Source organism: Pseudomonas sp. (genome assembly GCF_036387035.1).
Lineage (GTDB): Bacteria > Pseudomonadota > Gammaproteobacteria > Pseudomonadales > Pseudomonadaceae > Aquipseudomonas.
Window position 1 is genome coordinate 1 of record NZ_DASVUM010000222.1, and the last position, 16,328, is coordinate 16,328.

Sequence of the window (16,328 nt, forward strand, 5' to 3'; positions counted from 1 at the left end):
GTGAACAGATGGATGTCGGCGTACAGCGCGAAGAACCGATGCAGCATTTCGCCGAACAGGCAGATGTCGCCCTCGCCGGCAAAGCCGTTGGCGTCCAGGGTCACTTCGATGTCCACGCCCCGCAGGAGAAAGCCCTTCTCGAAACGCTGCACGAGGTGATGGCGGACTTCGACGATCGCGTCCAGGCGTCGACGATTGAGCTCGCTGCCGGTCCAGTCGTACAGCGCCAGGGTGCCGCGCAGCACCTCGGCATTGTCGAGCATCGGCAGAAAGTTGGAGCCCAGGTGGCTCAACACGCGCCAGTGAAAGCGGTCGCGGCTCGGCGGATAACACGGCAGGGTCGGCGCACACAGGTTGCGCACCCGCAGACCGGCCTGTGTCGAGTGCAGCGGCGTATCAAGGAGGGTGCTTTGCAGCGCCTTTCTCGGCAGTTGCCCGTTGGTTCCGGTGAGCCGCAGCGACAGGCAGGAGCGCTCGGTCATCCGATCGACGTCGGCGCCCTCCCCGCCGATTATCAGCCAGGTGTCATGCAGCCCGTTCGCGCCGCGCTTGAGGCGGCTATGGAAATAACGTTCCGGCGCCTCGTCGCGCAGCATGCCGCCCTTGTGCCGGAAGCTGGAGAACGGCACGTACTCTTCCCGTCCCGAGTCGCGGGACGCCGTGACACGGTCGACGGAGTAGATTTCAGTGTGGCCGTCCTGCAAGCGCATCGGCCGCAGCAGGTAGTCGGTCTGCAAAGGGTCAAGGGACAGCGGATCCGCTTCCAGGGGAAACAGGTTGATCACCGGCACGGCGTGCAGGCGAATGTGCTCCTCGCCCAGGGCAAACGCATGGGGCCAGGCGTCGCTCAATACCGCGTCAAGCTCGAACCATGGGACCTCGGGCGCAATGCTCATGCGCTCCAGCCCGTGCAAGGTCACGAACATGAATTTCTCGGGAAAACTGAAGTACTCCAACAGCAACTGATAGCCGCTGAACGCGCTGTCGCCCTTCGGCCAGAGGCGGTCCTCCTCGCCGAAACCCTTCGGCGCGAAGCCTCCTTGCAACGGTTGACGTTGCGCATCCCCGGCCTGTCGCACGTACAACGCCTGGCTGCCCAGGGTCAGCGCATGATGCAGCGCATTGGCCACCGCCGGCGTGGCGTTGAGGTACAGCGGGATGCAGCGTAAATCCAGCTGCCCCCAATGGCTCAGCGCACCGCACGAAAAACGCATACGGATGACCGCGCGACCGTCCGGCTCATGGGCCAGGCGCACCGAATCAAGCGCCAGCGGACGCAGGGTCAGGTCCTGGGTGGTGGTGTAACTGCAGCGCGTGCGCTGGGGACCGATGGGTTGCGACTGGATTTCGAAGCCTGTCGCGACCCGCTCGCTCTGCTTCATCTGGTCAACGTCAGGTTGCAGCTCGACGATCGACAGCGATGGAATGGTGCGCAGGTAATGCGGCCACAGCAGGCTGACCAGGCCTTCGGTCAGCTCCGGCAGGTCGTCGTCGAGTTTTTCCCGCAGACGCCCCATCAGGAACGCGAAGCCTTCGAACAGCCGCTCAACGTACGGATCGTGGCCGCCGGGCTTGTCCAGATTCAACGCGGCGGCGCGGTCGGGGAACGCCTGGGCGAACTCCTTGCCGGCCTCGCGCAGGTAGCGCATTTCGGCATCGAAATAGCGCAGGGTCAGATTGTCCGTGTTCAATGAAACCTCCTGGTTGTGAGTATCAGCCGCACAGCACTGCCGCGCGTACCGGGTCCATGGCCACCAGAGCCGCCAGCAGCGGCTCCATGCGTTTGCCCAGCGCTGCCTTGTCGGCGTCGCTGCGCTGGGCTTTGAGGCGCAGCAGCTTCAGCAGCCGCGCCTTGACTTCAAACACCCGCGCCGGCTCCCACTGGGCGAGCGAATGGCGCTGGGCCGTTGCGTCGAGTTCGCCGAGCACGTGCAGTGCCAGCTCGCTTTTGCCGTACTGCTCGGCGACCCGCCCCATCAGCAAGCGCAGCAGCCAGCGCTGCCGACCGCTGTGAATGTCCGGTCGTGCGTCGAGCCAGGCCAGCGCTGCCTCGACCCCGTCACGGTCGGCCTGGGCCAGCGCCTCATTTTCAAGCGCCAGAACGTCGGCCTCGTCGACGACGGAAGGGGTTGCGGCGGGCAGCCAGGCTGCCGTGCCGGGTGCGCTGACGTGCTGCTCGATCCACTCGCGGGTGGTTTCGTCGGCAAACGCCGAGCCGTCGTTCCAGCAGAGGGTTTCGAGGCCCGGCAGACGCTCAAGGACCAAGCCCAGGTCTTCTTTAACGATGCGCGCCCAGCCCTCGAACGGTGCCGGCTGCCGGCTCAGCGCCTGAAAGAGGAACCATTGCAGGTCAAGCCAGAAATGGTTCACGCCCTCTGGCACAGCGTTGCGGCCGCACTGAGGGCCTGGGCGCAGAAAGGGTTGAGGCGGCGAAGCAAGCGGGAGGAGTTCTGTGCCATGGGGCGTCGTCCTTGAGCAAAAAGGTGAAGGCGCTGACGAGACCGTCACGCGGTCAGCGCCTCGCTGTTATGGGGCGGTGCAGTGCCGATGTGTTCGGCTGAGCGCACGCGAACGGGCGCTCAACCCAGCACACCGCAGCCGGCAGGCAAACGCTGCCTGCCTGCCGGCCCTGCACCGTCAGGCGGTCTGGCGTTCGTTCCACGAGTCGGAATGAATGATGTTGCCGTCCTTGTAGGTCCAGGTGACCTTCTCGTAGCGCAGCTCGATCATCTCCAGGTGGTTGTGCTTCTCCTTGGCCGGGTCCTTCACGTCGTGCATTTTCGGCGCGACGCGGACCACTTTGACGTTCTCCAGCAGGGTGTTGAAGTACTCGACTTCCTGGCCGGCGTCGTCGATGCGGTACCACTTGAACTCGGCGCTTTTGAGCGTCTGGCCCGTGCCGACCGCCTTGTACAGGTACGGGCTGCTGGCATCGATTTCCTTGGTGAACAGGAACGGCGTGTGGACGCGGGCGCCGGTCAACTTGCCGGTGTTGTTGTCGGTGGGGATGTAGACGCTGTGGTCTTGGGCGACCACTTCGACGCTGCCTTCCCGGGACTGCACGTTGACCGAGCCTTTGATGTCAGCGCCGCCGTCATCTTTCAGCCAGAGGTAAACGGGAATTGCCATGTGAAACTCCTTGCGTGGGTTATCGATTGCCGCGAAATGCGACGGGGGTAGCCGGCCCGGCCCCGGTCGAGAGCGACCCGCAGGCGCCCTCTTCCGGCACCAGACGGATGTCGACGCGGCGGTTGGCCCTGCGCCCTTGTTCGGTGTCATTGCTGGCGATGGGTTGACCGGCGCCGAAGCCCTGTACGGCAAAACAACTGCCGGGGATGCCGCCCATGCGTTGCATCCAGTCGCGCACCGACGCGGCGCGGTCTCGGGACAGGCGCAGGTTCTGCTCCGCGCTGCCGGTGGCGTCGGTGTGCCCGGTGACGACGATCAGCCAGCCGGGCCTGGCCTTGATGCCGACCAGTGCGTGGACCAGCACCTGGGTCGACTCCGCCTTGAGTTCGGCGCTGCCGATGTGGAACAGCGACAGCGTGTCCAGACGCACCGGCTCGGGTGCCCGGACCGTTTCGGTTGACGGTCGGTAGCGGCCAATGGCTTGCCAGACGGTGATGCGCAGCTGTTCGGCGTGGTACAGGCCGAGGCCCAGCGACCGAGGCTCGCCGTAGCGGTAGTAATCATCCAGCCGCCGGGCGTCGCCATGCAGGACGGTCAACGCCGCTTCGCGCAGTGCCACGGCCTGCTGGTCCTCGCGGGCTATGTCATTGATCGATGCGTAGCGGCGCAGGTCGTCATCGAGCTGGCGGATCAGCAACGTGTTCTGTCGGGCCGAGCTCGACATCGCGAAGATGGCGGCAAACGCGGCCAGCCATACGGCAACAACGCTGGCGCGCCGCGCTGCCGTGCCGCCGGTGTACCGGGGCAGCAGCTCCAGCAGACAATCCGGCACAGGTAGCGAACAGCGGGTCACCCGTGCAGAAACGGTTGGCACCAGCGCGGTCTTCGCCTGTATCCAGTGCTGCCAGACGCTGCCCGGTGTAGCACCCGGCAGGCCCGTCACGCGACAGATCGCGTACACCACCGGCAGCCGCGCGCGATGCCGGCCGAGGCGCGTGAAGTGCGGCGCCACGCACTGCGTCAGCCAGGCGGCATGAGTATTCATGTGCACGGCGAGTTGCATGCGTTGAATCAGCGCAGCGGCATCACCGTGCTGTCGCTGCCACTCTTCCATGCTGACGCAGGTCCCGTTATGCCGCACTTGTGCGGTGGGCGCGCCGTTTTCCCAGCTGAACCAGACGGATTCGGTGCCCGATCCTGCCTCTTCCTGGCCAAAGCGGGCCCCACGAATATCGCGCGCATCCTGGGACGCTTGCTGATAGCTCACCACCCACAGTGGCAACGTCAGCGCGCGCCTGCGGATCACCGAAAGCTGATGCGTCAGCGCACGCAGCTGCCCGTCCAGTTCCGCGCTGTCAGTGTATTGGGCTGGACTGATAACGAACATGACGCTCAGCTGGGCGCGCCAGTGCGGACGAACCGCCAGCAGCGCAGTGACCAGACCCGGCAACTGCTCGATGGCCGGGACGCTGACGTAACACCCGTTCGCGGTCGTGCGCACCGCGGTTTCCTGCGCAGCGTCGGCGTAGAGATCATCATCGACGTCACCCGCAAAAAGCGCGGCGCCATCACCGCAGACCAGCACCACCGGCAGCCGGGACTCATCACCTGGCAACGATCGAAACGCATCGCGCCCCAGCGCATCACCCCGACGCGCCGAGCGTCGCCCCGCCAGCAGCCAGCCCGCGGCGACAAGAACCACGGCGGCGGCGACTGAAAAGCCTTGAAGGGCCAGGCTCGGCGGCAACAGGCTGGTCACCCAGAGCGCCAGGCATCCCGACCAGACAATGAGGGCACGCATCAACTTGAGGGTCATGGGCGCGTCACACCCGCTCAGTCACAAGGGCGGCGACCAACTCCGCCAGGTGTGAATCCAGCAGCCACCACAGGCCCGCCAGTAACAGGCCGGCGCCCAGCAGGTGCACCAGCGGCTCGCGCAACCATAGAGGCAACGGTTTGCGCCCCCTTGCGTCGATCCACGTCGGAAGCGCCTGGTGCACCGACAAGGGCGCCACCTGCGCAGCCAACGCGGCCACCAACTGTTGCCGCTCGGGGTGCGTCACCTCCTTGTAACGGCCGAGAAACCCCAGCATCAGCACGCGGTGATACACCGTCAGCACGCACAGATCCGGCGCGGGTTCGTGCAGCACCTCGCGCATCTCTTCATATAGAAACTGCCCGGCCTGATGACGCCCGAAGTAATGCGCCTGAAGCGGTTCGTGGGTCCATTTGGCACGAGCATCGGCGTCGGCGCAGCCCAGCACGGCCTCATCGAGCAGGGCACATTGAGCGTGGCTGATGAAATCGACGCTGCGCTGGCTGACACCGGCGTGCTTCAACCCATCGCGCACCGCCACCACCTGCCGGGTGCACGTGTCCCAGAGCGCGTCGCTGTCCGGAGCGGACGCGCCGTGGCGCAACTCGACAATCAGCAGGTAAGTGTCCTGCAGCAGCTGATCGACATCGACAGGCAGCGCCGCGGCAGGTTTGTTTTTGATGGGCCGGCTCATGAGCGCAATACCGCAAACAGCTCAAGCTTCACGTCCGGCAGCGTGGCCGGCACGTAGAACGCGCAGACCCCTTCGGCGAGCACGGCCTGCCCGCTGGGATGCGCAAAGTCGAGGGCGAAATACTGGTTTTCAAGACGCAGCGGGATCGCCGCCGGTACATGGCTGAGGGGCTGCAGGGGGACACCGTCCAGCGCCGCATTGATCAACCGGTCGACGTCGTCAGGCGTACCCACTTTGCAGAGCCGCGGGAACTGCGTCTGCAGTTGCGCCGGCGCCTCGCGGCAGCGCACCGACAGGTAAAAGTCCGCGGCGTCGGGCTCACGCAGGCGCGGGTCGTTGAACGTCACTTGCCATCGCCCCGGCAGGATCTGCTCCAGCTCGAGGGCAATCACCCGCGACGGCAGGCTGGCTTCCAGCAACGTCGAGATCATCTGCATCAACGGCGGGAAGACTGTTTCAAGATCTTCATGGCGGTACGCCGGAATGGCGTCCACGTCGTGTTCGAGCGAGAACGTCAGCAGCGCCCCCGCCAGCTTTACCAGCTCCTGATACACCTGTTCGGGATGGCGCGCCGGGCTGGCCTTGAAATCGGCGAGCACCGGCTGATAGGTGTTGAGCGCATTGAGCAGCCAGAACAGGGAGACGTCGGCGACCGCGAAGTCGGCCATGCGCTGGTTGCTCTCACGGCGCATGCCCATCAAACGCTGACGCTTGGACGCCAGCTGAGTCAGCAGATTGTCCAGCTGAACCTGCAGACCCGCGTGCCCGGCGAAGCTCAACAACGGCGGCACGAATGCCTCGTCCAGGCACATGCGGCCTTGCCCGTCGCGCACCAGCCGGGCGACCGGACACGTCACATAATCGGCGTTGTCATCGCGGCCCAGGCGCAGGCTGAGCATGTGCTCAAGCACGCCGATGGACTGTTGATCGTCGCCGTAGAGGTCTTGCACTTGCCGCCAATCCTGCCGGTAACGCACAGGCCGGTCGTCCGGCGCGCCCTCGAACAGACAGTTGCCGCCGTTGGCCTGCTCCAGCGGCAAGCACAACAGCACGGTCGCGCCCTGCCCCGGGTCCAACTGGATCTGTTCCAGGGCCAGGGCGGCGGGCAACCGATCCACACGGCCGGTGTCGATGAGGGTGCCATCCGGCATACGGACACGCAGTGCGGACGCCTTGAGTTTGCCCAGCCGCAATGCCTCGGGATCGAACATGGCCGTTTGTACGCCCCACGGGTGAACCCGCGATAGATGGGCAAGGCATTCGTTGGTCCAGGCTTCCCAGCGCGCTTGCTGCTGGAATTGCTGCTGGGACAGCAACGCCCCGGCAGCCCAGAGAGGTCGGTCGATTTTCATGTTGTGCTCACTTATGGCCGACGTCAGGTTTTGGCTTTGGGCATCTGGGAAACCAGCGAAAGATTGACGTCCATGCCTTCCACCTGGAAATGCGGCACGGCGTACAACTTCACGCGGAAAAACCCGGGGTTATCGTCGATGTCTTCAACCGTCACCCGGGCATCCCGCAACGGATGAGAGGCTTGCAGATCGTCACCCGGGTCGGTCATTTCCGTGACCAGGCCGCTGATCCACTTATTCAATTCCAGTTCAAGCAAACGCCGGTCTTTGGTGGTGCCGATGTTTTCCCGCTGGATCAACTTCAGATAATGCGCAATGCGCGACAGCAGAAAGATATACGGCAACCGCGCATTGATCCGGCTGTTGGCCGTGGCGTCGGCGGTGTCATACAAGGCGGGCTTCTGGGTCGAGTTGGCGGAGAAGAAACAGGCGTAATCGCGATTTTTGTAATACGAGAGTGGAATAAACCCCAGATGAGCGAACTCGAACTCGCGGGTTTCCGGAATCATGACTTCCGAGGGGATCTTCACCTGACTGCCCGTGCCGAGGTCGTATAAATGGATGGGTAAGTCAGTCACCGCGCCACCGGACTGCGGCCCTCGAATTTGCACGCACCAGCCGTTGGCAACGAAACTTTTCACCATATTGGCAGCGAAAGCAAAAGAGGCGTTGGTCCACAGGTATTTGCTGTGGTCAGTGCCTTTGACGCTTTCCACATAATTGAAACTGCGCACGGGGACGGTGTCCGGGCCATAAGGCAGCCGTCCCAGCACGCGCGGCATTGTCAAACCGATATAGCGAGAATCGTCGGTGTCACGGAATGACTTCCACTTGATGTACTCCGCACGATCAAAGTAATTGCCGATGTCTTTGATGGCGGCGACTTCTTCCATTGTTTCCTTGCCGAAGAATGCTGGCCCTACCGAGCCAATGAAGGGCATATGCGCCGCCGCCGCGACTTTCGAAAGATTACGAAGGAGTGCGATATCCTGCGGACTGCGGTCGAACTCGTAACTGGACACAGCGGCGGCAATGGGCTCACCGCCGGGCGTATCGTATTCTTGCGTATAAGTGTGCATATACAGACCGCTCTGGGCGATCTCGGGGGCGTCTTCGAAATCCTGGACCAGATGATCCTTGCTGATGTCCAGCAACTCGATGCGAACGTTTTGACGGAAGTCTGTCTGATCGATAAGTGACTTTACCCCGCGCCACGTCGACTCGACCCGCTGAAACTCCGGGTGATGCATTACCGCGTCCAGTTGACGGCTGATTTGCCCATCCAGCGAGGCGATGTGCTCGTCAAGCAAGGTCTTGTCGAGGCGATGCAACTTGCGCGACGCGCCTTTGAGCAGGTTGAGGAACACACTGACGGCTGCGGTCACGCGCTCATCCGCCGAGATCTCCGACAGCGCTTCGTTGTTCTGGAACGCCTCGATGTCACCCAGGGCCGAAACCGGGCTGAGGTTTATTTTGGAAAACAGCGCGCTATAGACGCTGGTGCTTTCTTCAGACAAAACGGTATCGCCGCCTGAGACTGCGCTGGAGTGTTTCGAAGACATGTTTAATACCTGCTATCGGAGACCCGGGTCATTAACGCTCAGTCGGTGCGGCGAGCACGGCCAATTCGGCGCGCAGTTCGTCACTCAACGTTTCATCTTTTACGATGCGCTCCAGTTCATGACGGAACGTCGCGTTATCGAGCAGGTTTGATTTGAGGTCACGCAACAGATTGCGGGTGGCAAGCAACGCGCGCAGTGAAGGGATTTGTCGCGCCACGTGTTCCGGCTCGAAGTCTTTCATCTTCTCGAACTTCAAATCCACTGAGGCATCCGAGCCGTCGTCGGCGAAAGTATTTTCAACAATGAGTTTCACGGCGGGGGAAAACTCCGCCAGCACATTGTCGAAATTATTTTTATTGATATTGATCTTGGCGCGCTCGGACAGTGGCCGATCTTCTCGGCCATTGCTGTAGTCCCCCAACACCATCAATTTCAGCGGCAACTCAACTTTTTTCTGCGCACCGCCGGTGTGCAAATCAAGTTTTATATTAACCCGGGCTTTGGGCACTTCATTTTGAAAGCTGTTTGAAGCCATAACTCCTCCGTCGAAAATGCCACACGTCACAAAAAGGAAGACCTGTATCGCAGGGCCTTTTTATCAGGCAAGCGTCCGTGACCCAAGCGGTCAAGTTTTAACAAGTGTGAGCAGCGAGTGGGGCGATGAAGTTTTCATCGAGTTCAGGAAGCGGGAAGGCTAATCCCCCGCGAATAAAAACTCCATCCACCAAAGACAGGACGAGAGGTGTCCTACGGAAGTCTAAAAACTTTCCTACAAGATCGTCCCAGATAGTGGAACGACCGCAGAATTAAAAGGCATGGACCATACAGTGGCGGCGGGTTTTAAAGTACAGATATAAAAAACCGCAGACGGTTAAACAGCATCAGCTGTGTAACACGCCTGCGGCGATGTCGAACGAATGAATCAGAAGATGTAGTCAGTGGTCAGGAACGTCGATTCGCGGTTGTGAATGATGTCGCTGATCAGCGCCTTGTTGCTCTCCTGGAACTTGGTCGCCACCAGCGTACGGATCGAGAACACGCGCAACGCATCGTGTACCGACAGCGTGCCCTCGGCCGAATTCTTGCGGCCGTTGAACGGGAAGCTGTCCGGCCCGCGCTGGCACTGAGCGTTGATGTTGATGCGGCCCACCTGATTGGCGAACGCGTCGACCAGACGCCCGACCTGCTTGGAGTCGTTGCCAAAGATGCTCAGTTGCTGGCCGAAATCGGAATCCAGCACGTACTCAATGACCGTTTCCAGATCGCGGTACGCAACCACCGGCACCACGGGCCCGAACTGCTCTTCGTGGTAGACGCGCATGTCCGGCGTGACCGGGTACAGCACGGCAGGGTAGAAAAACTGCCCATGAGTGGTGCCGCCGCCTTCGTTGACCACTTTGGCGCCCTTGCTCACCGCATCGTCCACCAGCCCTTGCAGGTAGTCGGTCTTGCCCGGCTCCGGCAGTGGGGTCAGCGAAACACCTGACTCCCACGGCATGCCGGGTTTGAGCTGGGCGAGCTTTTCTTCAAACTTTTCGAGAAAACTGCCGACCACGTTTTCATGCACGAAGAGGATCTTCAACGCGGTGCAGCGCTGGCCATTGAAGGACAGCGAGCCGGTAATGGCTTCGGTGACCGCGTTGTCCAGATTCACGTCCGGCAGAACGATGCCCGGGTTCTTGGCGTCCAGCCCCAAGGCGGCGCGCAGACGGTGCGGCTTGGGGTGCAGCCTTTTCAATGCGCTGGCGGCTTTGTTGGTGCCGATGAACGCGAACACGTCGATCTTGCCGCTGGCCATCAGCGCGCTGACCGTCTCGCGGCCGCTGCCGTAGATCACGTTGATGACCCCGGCCGGAAAGCTGTCGCGGAACGCTTCCAGCAACGGACGAATCAACAGCACGCCGAACTTGGCCGGCTTGAACACGACGGTATTGCCCATGATCAACGCCGGAATCAGCGTGGTGAAAGTTTCGTTCAGGGGATAGTTGTAAGGGCCCATGCACAGGGTCACGCCCAGTGGCACACGGCGAATCTGACCGAGGGTGTCCTGCTCCAGCTCGAAGCGGCTGGAACGGCGGTCGAGTTCCTTGAGGGCGTTGATGGTGTCGACGATGTAATCGCAGGTGCGGTCGAACTCCTTCTGCGAGTCCTTGAGGTTTTTGCCGATTTCCCACATCAGCAGCGTGACCACGGCGTCGCGCTGCTCGCGCATCAGCTTGAGGAAGGTCTCGACGTGATGAATGCGGTCGGCAACGCGCATTGTCGGCCAGGCGCCCTGCCCCCGGTCGTAAGCTTTAACGGCGGCGTCCAGCGCGGTCATCGCAGTGTCGGCGTCCATCAGCGGCGTGCTGCCCAGCACCACCGACTCAAGGCCCGTGTCGGTTCTCAGCGACACCGGGCTCAGCACCGGCGCCAAAGGGCCTTGCCATTGGTGCAATTCGCCATTGACCAGGTAATCGCGCTGCTCGATGGCGGGGCCTGCGCGAAACGGCTCAGGGATCTCGTCGGCGCGCGGGTACAGGTTTTCCAGGCGGGTTTGCAGGGTCATCTCATTTACCTCTTCCAGTAGGTCATCGTGCCAAACAGGCTGGACACACTACGCCACAGCCGCCGCCGAATGAAGAGTCGAGACAAATGTCACGGCCGGGTGACAGGCCAGAGCGCCTGCCACCCTTGACGGCCTACCTGGCCACCGCCGTCTGGTTGCGGCCCGACGCCTTGGCCCGGAACAGCGCCTTGTCGGCGAGGGCCAGTAGCGCATGCAAATCTTGATCAAGGTGGCTCAACGCTGCAACGCCCAGGCTCGCGGTCACACCTTCGTCGTGCTGGCAGGTGATGTCGGCAATGGCCCAGCGTAGCCTTTCTGCAATGATGCGAGCCCCGTCGATGGACGTATTGGCCAATACCAGCGCAAATTCCTCCCCACCCAGGCGGCCGCTGACATCGGCGTCGCGCACGGATTGACGAATGACCCTGCCGATCTGCCGCAAGACCTCGTCCCCCGCCTGGTGGCCGTGGGAGTCGTTGATGCGTTTGAAGTGGTCGATGTCCAGCATCAGTGCGCAGAGCGGCAGCTGGGCCTGCTTGCAGGTCTCGTACACGCCTTCGGCCCGATGGAAGAAGGCGCGGCGATTTTGCAGTCCCGTCAGCTCGTCGGTCTGCGCGGCATGGGCGGCGATGCGATGAGCATGTTCCATTTCACGGCTCAGGCGAAAAGCCTTCTCCATGGCCTGAGACAGTTTGTGCGTGGCGCTGACCACAAAACCGGCAAAGATCAGCGACGCCACGGCCATCCCCAACTGAGCGGTCTGAGCTTGCATCAGCAACCAGATCGAACACGGCAGCAGGACCAGCGCTATCGATACGAGCGTCATCGAACGGTATGCGGAATAGCAGGAAACCGCACTCACTGACATGCCCACGGTAAACAGCAGCACCAGGGTCTGGATCAGCAGATCGCCGGCTTGCATCAGCGCCAGTGCGCCGCCGCCCCAGATTGCAGCCGACAATACCAGCGTGACCCAGTACATGGGCTCCCAGCGTTCGGGGGTCCGGGCGGCTTCCGGGACCCGGAAGAAGACGATCAACATGATCAGGCGCAACGCCGTCGAGCCGCCGAGCAAGCTTAGCCACCAGGTGATCAATGGGTGGTCCAGTCGCTCCCAGCAAATCCACGAGAGCATCACAGCCGCCAGAGCGCTGCCGAAAACAGAGAAAAAACTCTGACGGAAGAGCAGCTGCAGACGATCATTGCGCACGTGAGCCCGGATCTGGGCCTCGCTCGCCGGTGGGTAATCATGGAAGTACATCGAGTTCGCCCGGCCATGCCATTGGATGGCGCCGATTGTGGCATCGTGCTATGACGCTTAACAACTCGCGTGATTGCGAACTTGTGCTGATCCGGACGAGCGTCGCGGGTTATTCAGCACAATACGCGCCGAACCTGTCTGCATCGGGCGTTCCGAGCGAGCGTTATTGTGGCGAACCCAGCCGTTCGATCAGCCTCAGCGCATCCCCTGTCGCCGCGCCGCTGGCGGTGTTGTCGAAAATACACCAGGTCGGCGCACCGCTTTGCGCTTCGGTCTTCAGGGCAGCAGCCAGACGGGCCAGGTAGTCGTCGTCATAAGCGCTGTAATAGATACGCGGCGTGCCGTGCAGCCGCCAGTAACGCAACCCGGCATAGCCTGTGGGTTGGCTGTCATTGCTGAGCCTGGACGGGTCGACCGTGGCTTGCGCGATGCGATAGTGGCTGAGTATGGGCTCGGCCGATACCCAGGTTTCGTGGCGCGGCTCGATGACCACCTGCCCCGTAAAGCGCTCGCGCAGCTGGCTGAAAAACGCTTGCGCCACGGCTGGCTCGAATGCCAGCGATGGCGGCAATTGCAGCAGCAGGCAGCCGAGACGTTCTCCCAATTCGCCGCATTGACCGAGGAATTCGTCCAGTGCCAGAGCGCTGTCCCGCAAGCGTTGTTCGTGGGAGATGAGTTTGGGCATCTTCACCGAGAACCTGAAGTCTACCGGCACCGATTCAGCCCAGCGCGCATAGGTCTGCGGTCGGTGGGGCCGGTAGAACGAACTGTTGATTTCGGCGGTGTTGAATTGCCGCGCGTAGCGCTGCAAGTGGGTGCCGTCTCCCGGAAACGAGGGCGCATGCTCACGGCCCAGGCTCCAGCCCGCGCAGCCCACGAAGATGTTGCCAGCCGCTGCCAAAAGACCGCCGTTCAAAAAAGCACCTCCGCCGCTTCGCGCATGAAGATTTCCGCAGTCTTCGGCCCGATGCCGTCGAAATCCTGGAGGCGCTGTTCGAACGCGCGACGGTCAGCACTGCCCTTTACCATGGCGCTGACAGTGCCGTCATAGTCGTTCATCAGCCTGGCCGCCAACGCCAGCAGGCGCACGGCGGTGGATTCGTCGTAACGCGCATAACCGCCCTCGCCCAGCATCCTGACCAACGCCCGGTGCGTGCACGCGCCCAGCTTGCGCGGCGTATCGCAGCCGTGGCTGTCGACGATCACGTGGTAGGTCTGCACCGCCGCCTGCGCCCGAATGCGCTTGCCCATGAGGAAACTGGCCAATAACCATTTGAACAACGCCGTTTCACCGCCCTTTTCAAGGTCGATGCCCAGTTCCTGCGCCGTGACGTGCTTGTTCATGAGCGCTCCTCGGTTTCCACTGCTGGAATGACCGGCGAAGGGGCACATGAGTTCGATGTTTCGACCGGCGCCGCCCTTGAGAACGTCTAAGCGTTGGAGATCTGATTGATGCCGATGACCTCGCCGCTCCAGATCATTTCGTAGTGAGCGCTCTGCACGATGGACGTCACGTGGCGCGGGGTCAGCAGTGCCCAGCAATGATTGCCCGGCGAGCGCACCGAGTGGTAGCGCAGCCCGGCAATCCCCGCCTGCCTGGCCGCCTTGCCCAATACGTGGGACTGGGTGTAGTCGTCGGCTGCGTAAATGGGGTCCGAGAGCGGAATTGAGGTGGCGTCGACGCTGCCGGCTTCGCTGAAGCTGCAGCTCAGGCTGCGGAAGACGAAGCGCTCGTACTTCAGCGCCGCGACCCGCGACCAGTACAACTGCTGATGATGGCGCACTTCAGCGATAGCCGTGTCGACGGTGTCGGCCAGGTACAAGACACCAAACTCCCCGCTGCTGAAACGCGAACCCGCCGGATTGACATGGGTGAACGGCGCGACGGCATAGGAACACCCCGGGATGCGGAACGGGATTTCGGCCAGAGGAATCAGCTCGATCCGGCCGACTTCGTTCTGCAACCGCGGATTGGTCAGCGCCTGGATCCGGTACAGCGTCTCGAACTCGGCGGCGTCGGCGACGTCGTTGAACAGCTCGATCGGCGGGAACTTGGAATTGACCAGACGGTAGGCCTGTTGCGTCTCACCGGCGAGCGCAGGGAGCTCGTCCGGCGTCACCATTGGGCGCCCCGGAGGGTGTCGATGCGGCGGAAGGTTTCATACAAAGAGATCATGTCGCCCTGGGCCATGACGTCCAGTGGCTTTCTGCCGTTGAAGAATTCGTTGTGGTTCTCCATCGACGGGAAACCGTAGGCATTGTCGGGGTTGTCGAACACCGTTCTGAGCGCGGCGTGGATGTTCAGCACGAAGCTGACCCGTTGCATCTGGTCCTGGTCGAGGGTGACCGACCACTGTGCGTCGTCCTGGCGGGCGCGGGTGTAGGTGCTTCGGGAAATACGCAAGACCTGACAAGCCTGCTCGCTGGTGGCCTTCCACTTGTCCAGCACCCTCAACGCCGCCCGCAATCCGACCACGCATTCGGACTTGGAAAGTTGCCGCGCTGGGAGGGCGATGGTCATGGACATACCTCGGATGATGTCGGAATTGAATCTATGGGCGCAACTCTAATTCATTTGCATCTATAGACGCAATGTCAAGTTGCAGTGGCGTTGATTGTCTTGGCCGGCCGCGAGACCGCAGTCGCCTTTATTGGATGCCTGCGATCCACCAGTGGGACCGGCTTCAGCCGGGAAGAGGCCGCATGCGCACCTTCGATTTTGCAGCGATACGCCCGACCCCTTCCCGGCTAAAGCCGGTCCCACAATGGATTTCGCAGGGCGCTGCACCGAATGCAGAGCCGGTCCCAGTGTGAGTTCCGCAGCCAGCCCGACCGAACGCACGCGTTTCCGTGGTCAGCCCCACGACCAATCCCACTGGATGCACGCGATCCAGGAGTGGGACCGGCTTCAGCCGGGAAGAGGCCCGCATGTGCACCCTCGATTTTGCAGCGATACACCTGGCCCCTTCCCGGCTAAAGCCGGTCCCACAGGGTTCCGCAGCCAGCCCGACCGAACGCACGCGTTTCCGTGGTCAGCCCACAGCCAATCCCACCGGACGTACGCGATCCACCAGTGGGACCCGCTTCAGCCGGGAAGAGGCCTGCGTGTGCGCCCTGGATTTTGCAGCGATACACCTGGCCCCTTCCCGGCTAAAGCCGGTCCCACAGGGTTCCGCAGCCAGCCCGACCGAACGCACGCGTTTTCGTGGTCAGCCCCACAGCCAATCCCACCGGATGTACGCGATCCACCAGTGGGACCGGCTTCAGCCGGCAAGAGGCCTGCATGTGCACCTTCGATTTTGCAGCGATACAACTGACGCCTTCCCGGCTAAAGCCGGTCCCACAGGGATTGCGCAGCCAGCCCGACCTAACGCACGCACGCACGCACGCGTTTCCGTGGTCAGCCCCAGCCGATTCCACTGGATTCACGCGATCCACCAGTGGGACCGGCTTCAGCCGGGAAGAGGCCCGCATGTGCACCCTGGATTTTGCAGCGATACACCTGACGCCTTCCCGGCTAAAGCCGGTCCCACAGGGTTCCGCAGCCAGCCGGACCGAACGCACGCGTTTCCATGGTAAGCCCCACAGCCAATCCCACTGGATGCACGCGATCCAGGAGTGGGACCGGCTTCAGCCGGGAAGAGGCCCGCATGTGCACCCTGGATTTTGCAGCGATACGCCTGACGCCTTCCCGGCTAAAGCCGGTCCCACAATGGATTTCGCAGGGCGCTCCACCGAATGCAGCGCCGGTCCCAGTGTGAGTTCCGCAGCCAGCCAGCCCGACCGAACGCACGCGTTTCCGTGGTCAGCCCCACGACCAATCCCACTGGATGCCCGCGATCCACCAGTGGGACCGGCTTCAGCCGGGAAGAGGCCTGCATGCGCACCCTGGATTTTGCAGCGATACGCCTGACGCCTTCCCGGCTAAAGCCGGTCCCACAATGGACTTCGCAGGGCGCTCCACCG

General features: G+C 62.3%; 13 protein-coding genes and 1 pseudogene. All 14 read right to left on the minus strand.

The features are described from left to right. Nucleotides 1-1,691 (minus strand): type VI secretion system baseplate subunit TssF (tssF, locus tag VF672_RS20610; RefSeq protein ID WP_331106381.1); only part of this gene is annotated, 1,691 nt, incomplete at its 3' end. A 22-nt stretch (nucleotides 1,692-1,713) separates the two neighbouring features. Further along, nucleotides 1,714-2,376 (minus strand): annotated as a pseudogene (locus VF672_RS20615) (type VI secretion system domain-containing protein); the annotation flags it as partial. A 261-nt stretch (nucleotides 2,377-2,637) separates the two neighbouring features. Next, a complete protein-coding gene (locus VF672_RS20620; protein WP_265389583.1) occupies nucleotides 2,638-3,129 on the minus strand; it encodes an Hcp family type VI secretion system effector in 492 nt (163 codons plus the stop codon). A 19-nt stretch (nucleotides 3,130-3,148) separates the two neighbouring features. After that, on the minus strand, nucleotides 3,149-4,945 hold the full coding sequence (locus VF672_RS20625; RefSeq protein WP_331106382.1) for an OmpA family protein: 1,797 nt from the start codon (nucleotides 4,943-4,945) through the stop codon (nucleotides 3,149-3,151). Nucleotides 4,946-4,952: 7 nt separating this feature from the next. Beyond that, entirely contained in the window at nucleotides 4,953-5,639 is a 687-nt protein-coding gene (gene tssL / locus VF672_RS20630) for a type VI secretion system protein TssL, short form (RefSeq protein ID WP_331106383.1), read from the minus strand. Then, complete coding sequence (tssK, locus tag VF672_RS20635) at nucleotides 5,636-6,991, minus strand: type VI secretion system baseplate subunit TssK (RefSeq protein WP_331106384.1); 1,356 nt, start codon at nucleotides 6,989-6,991, stop codon at nucleotides 5,636-5,638. The genes tssL and tssK overlap by 4 nt, the downstream gene beginning before the upstream one ends. Nucleotides 6,992-7,014: 23 nt before the next feature. Then, entirely contained in the window at nucleotides 7,015-8,553 is a 1,539-nt protein-coding gene (gene tssC / locus VF672_RS20640) for a type VI secretion system contractile sheath large subunit (RefSeq protein WP_331106385.1), read from the minus strand. A gap of 31 nt (nucleotides 8,554-8,584) precedes the next feature. Next, the gene (gene tssB / locus VF672_RS20645) at nucleotides 8,585-9,088 is read right to left on the minus strand and encodes a type VI secretion system contractile sheath small subunit (protein WP_331106386.1); all 504 of its coding nucleotides are present in this window, start codon (nucleotides 9,086-9,088) and stop codon (nucleotides 8,585-8,587) included. Nucleotides 9,089-9,475: 387 nt separating this feature from the next. Further along, entirely contained in the window at nucleotides 9,476-11,101 is a 1,626-nt protein-coding gene (locus VF672_RS20650; RefSeq protein ID WP_331106387.1) for an NADP-dependent glyceraldehyde-3-phosphate dehydrogenase, read from the minus strand. Between the two features lie 133 nt (nucleotides 11,102-11,234). Further along, complete coding sequence (locus tag VF672_RS20655; protein WP_331106388.1) at nucleotides 11,235-12,362, minus strand: diguanylate cyclase; 1,128 nt, start codon at nucleotides 12,360-12,362, stop codon at nucleotides 11,235-11,237. A gap of 163 nt (nucleotides 12,363-12,525) precedes the next feature. Continuing rightward, complete coding sequence (locus VF672_RS20660) at nucleotides 12,526-13,278, minus strand: DUF72 domain-containing protein (protein WP_331106389.1); 753 nt, start codon at nucleotides 13,276-13,278, stop codon at nucleotides 12,526-12,528. Further along, nucleotides 13,275-13,706 (minus strand): DNA methylase, encoded by a 432-nt coding sequence (locus VF672_RS20665; RefSeq protein ID WP_331106390.1) that lies wholly within the window; start codon nucleotides 13,704-13,706, stop codon nucleotides 13,275-13,277. Before VF672_RS20665 ends, VF672_RS20660 begins: the two co-directional genes overlap by 4 nt. A gap of 86 nt (nucleotides 13,707-13,792) precedes the next feature. Then, on the minus strand, nucleotides 13,793-14,485 hold the full coding sequence (locus VF672_RS20670; protein WP_331106391.1) for an RES family NAD+ phosphorylase: 693 nt from the start codon (nucleotides 14,483-14,485) through the stop codon (nucleotides 13,793-13,795). Continuing rightward, nucleotides 14,479-14,883, minus strand: coding sequence for an antitoxin Xre-like helix-turn-helix domain-containing protein (locus VF672_RS20675; protein WP_331106392.1), 405 nt, complete (start codon nucleotides 14,881-14,883; stop codon nucleotides 14,479-14,481). Before VF672_RS20675 ends, VF672_RS20670 begins: the two co-directional genes overlap by 7 nt. Between the last annotated feature and the right edge of the window lie 1,445 nt (nucleotides 14,884-16,328).

Bases quoted from the DNA above. Each gene is read 5' to 3' on its own strand.
- VF672_RS20620 (WP_265389583.1), bottom strand. From the start codon at position 3,129: ATGGCAATTCCCGTTTACCTCTGGCTGAAAGATGACGGCGGCGCTGAC.
- VF672_RS20625 (WP_331106382.1), bottom strand. From the start codon at position 4,945: ATGACCCTCAAGTTGATGCGTGCCCTCATTGTCTGGTCGGGATGCCTG.
- tssL (WP_331106383.1), bottom strand. From the start codon at position 5,639: ATGAGCCGGCCCATCAAAAACAAACCTGCCGCGGCGCTGCCTGTCGAT.
- tssK (WP_331106384.1), bottom strand. From the start codon at position 6,991: ATGAAAATCGACCGACCTCTCTGGGCTGCCGGGGCGTTGCTGTCCCAG.
- tssC (WP_331106385.1), bottom strand. From the start codon at position 8,553: ATGTCTTCGAAACACTCCAGCGCAGTCTCAGGCGGCGATACCGTTTTG.
- tssB (WP_331106386.1), bottom strand. From the start codon at position 9,088: ATGGCTTCAAACAGCTTTCAAAATGAAGTGCCCAAAGCCCGGGTTAAT.
- VF672_RS20650 (WP_331106387.1), bottom strand. From the start codon at position 11,101: ATGACCCTGCAAACCCGCCTGGAAAACCTGTACCCGCGCGCCGACGAG.
- VF672_RS20655 (WP_331106388.1), bottom strand. From the start codon at position 12,362: ATGTACTTCCATGATTACCCACCGGCGAGCGAGGCCCAGATCCGGGCT.
- VF672_RS20665 (WP_331106390.1), bottom strand. From the start codon at position 13,706: ATGAACAAGCACGTCACGGCGCAGGAACTGGGCATCGACCTTGAAAAG.
- VF672_RS20670 (WP_331106391.1), bottom strand. From the start codon at position 14,485: ATGGTGACGCCGGACGAGCTCCCTGCGCTCGCCGGTGAGACGCAACAG.
- VF672_RS20675 (WP_331106392.1), bottom strand. From the start codon at position 14,883: ATGACCATCGCCCTCCCAGCGCGGCAACTTTCCAAGTCCGAATGCGTG.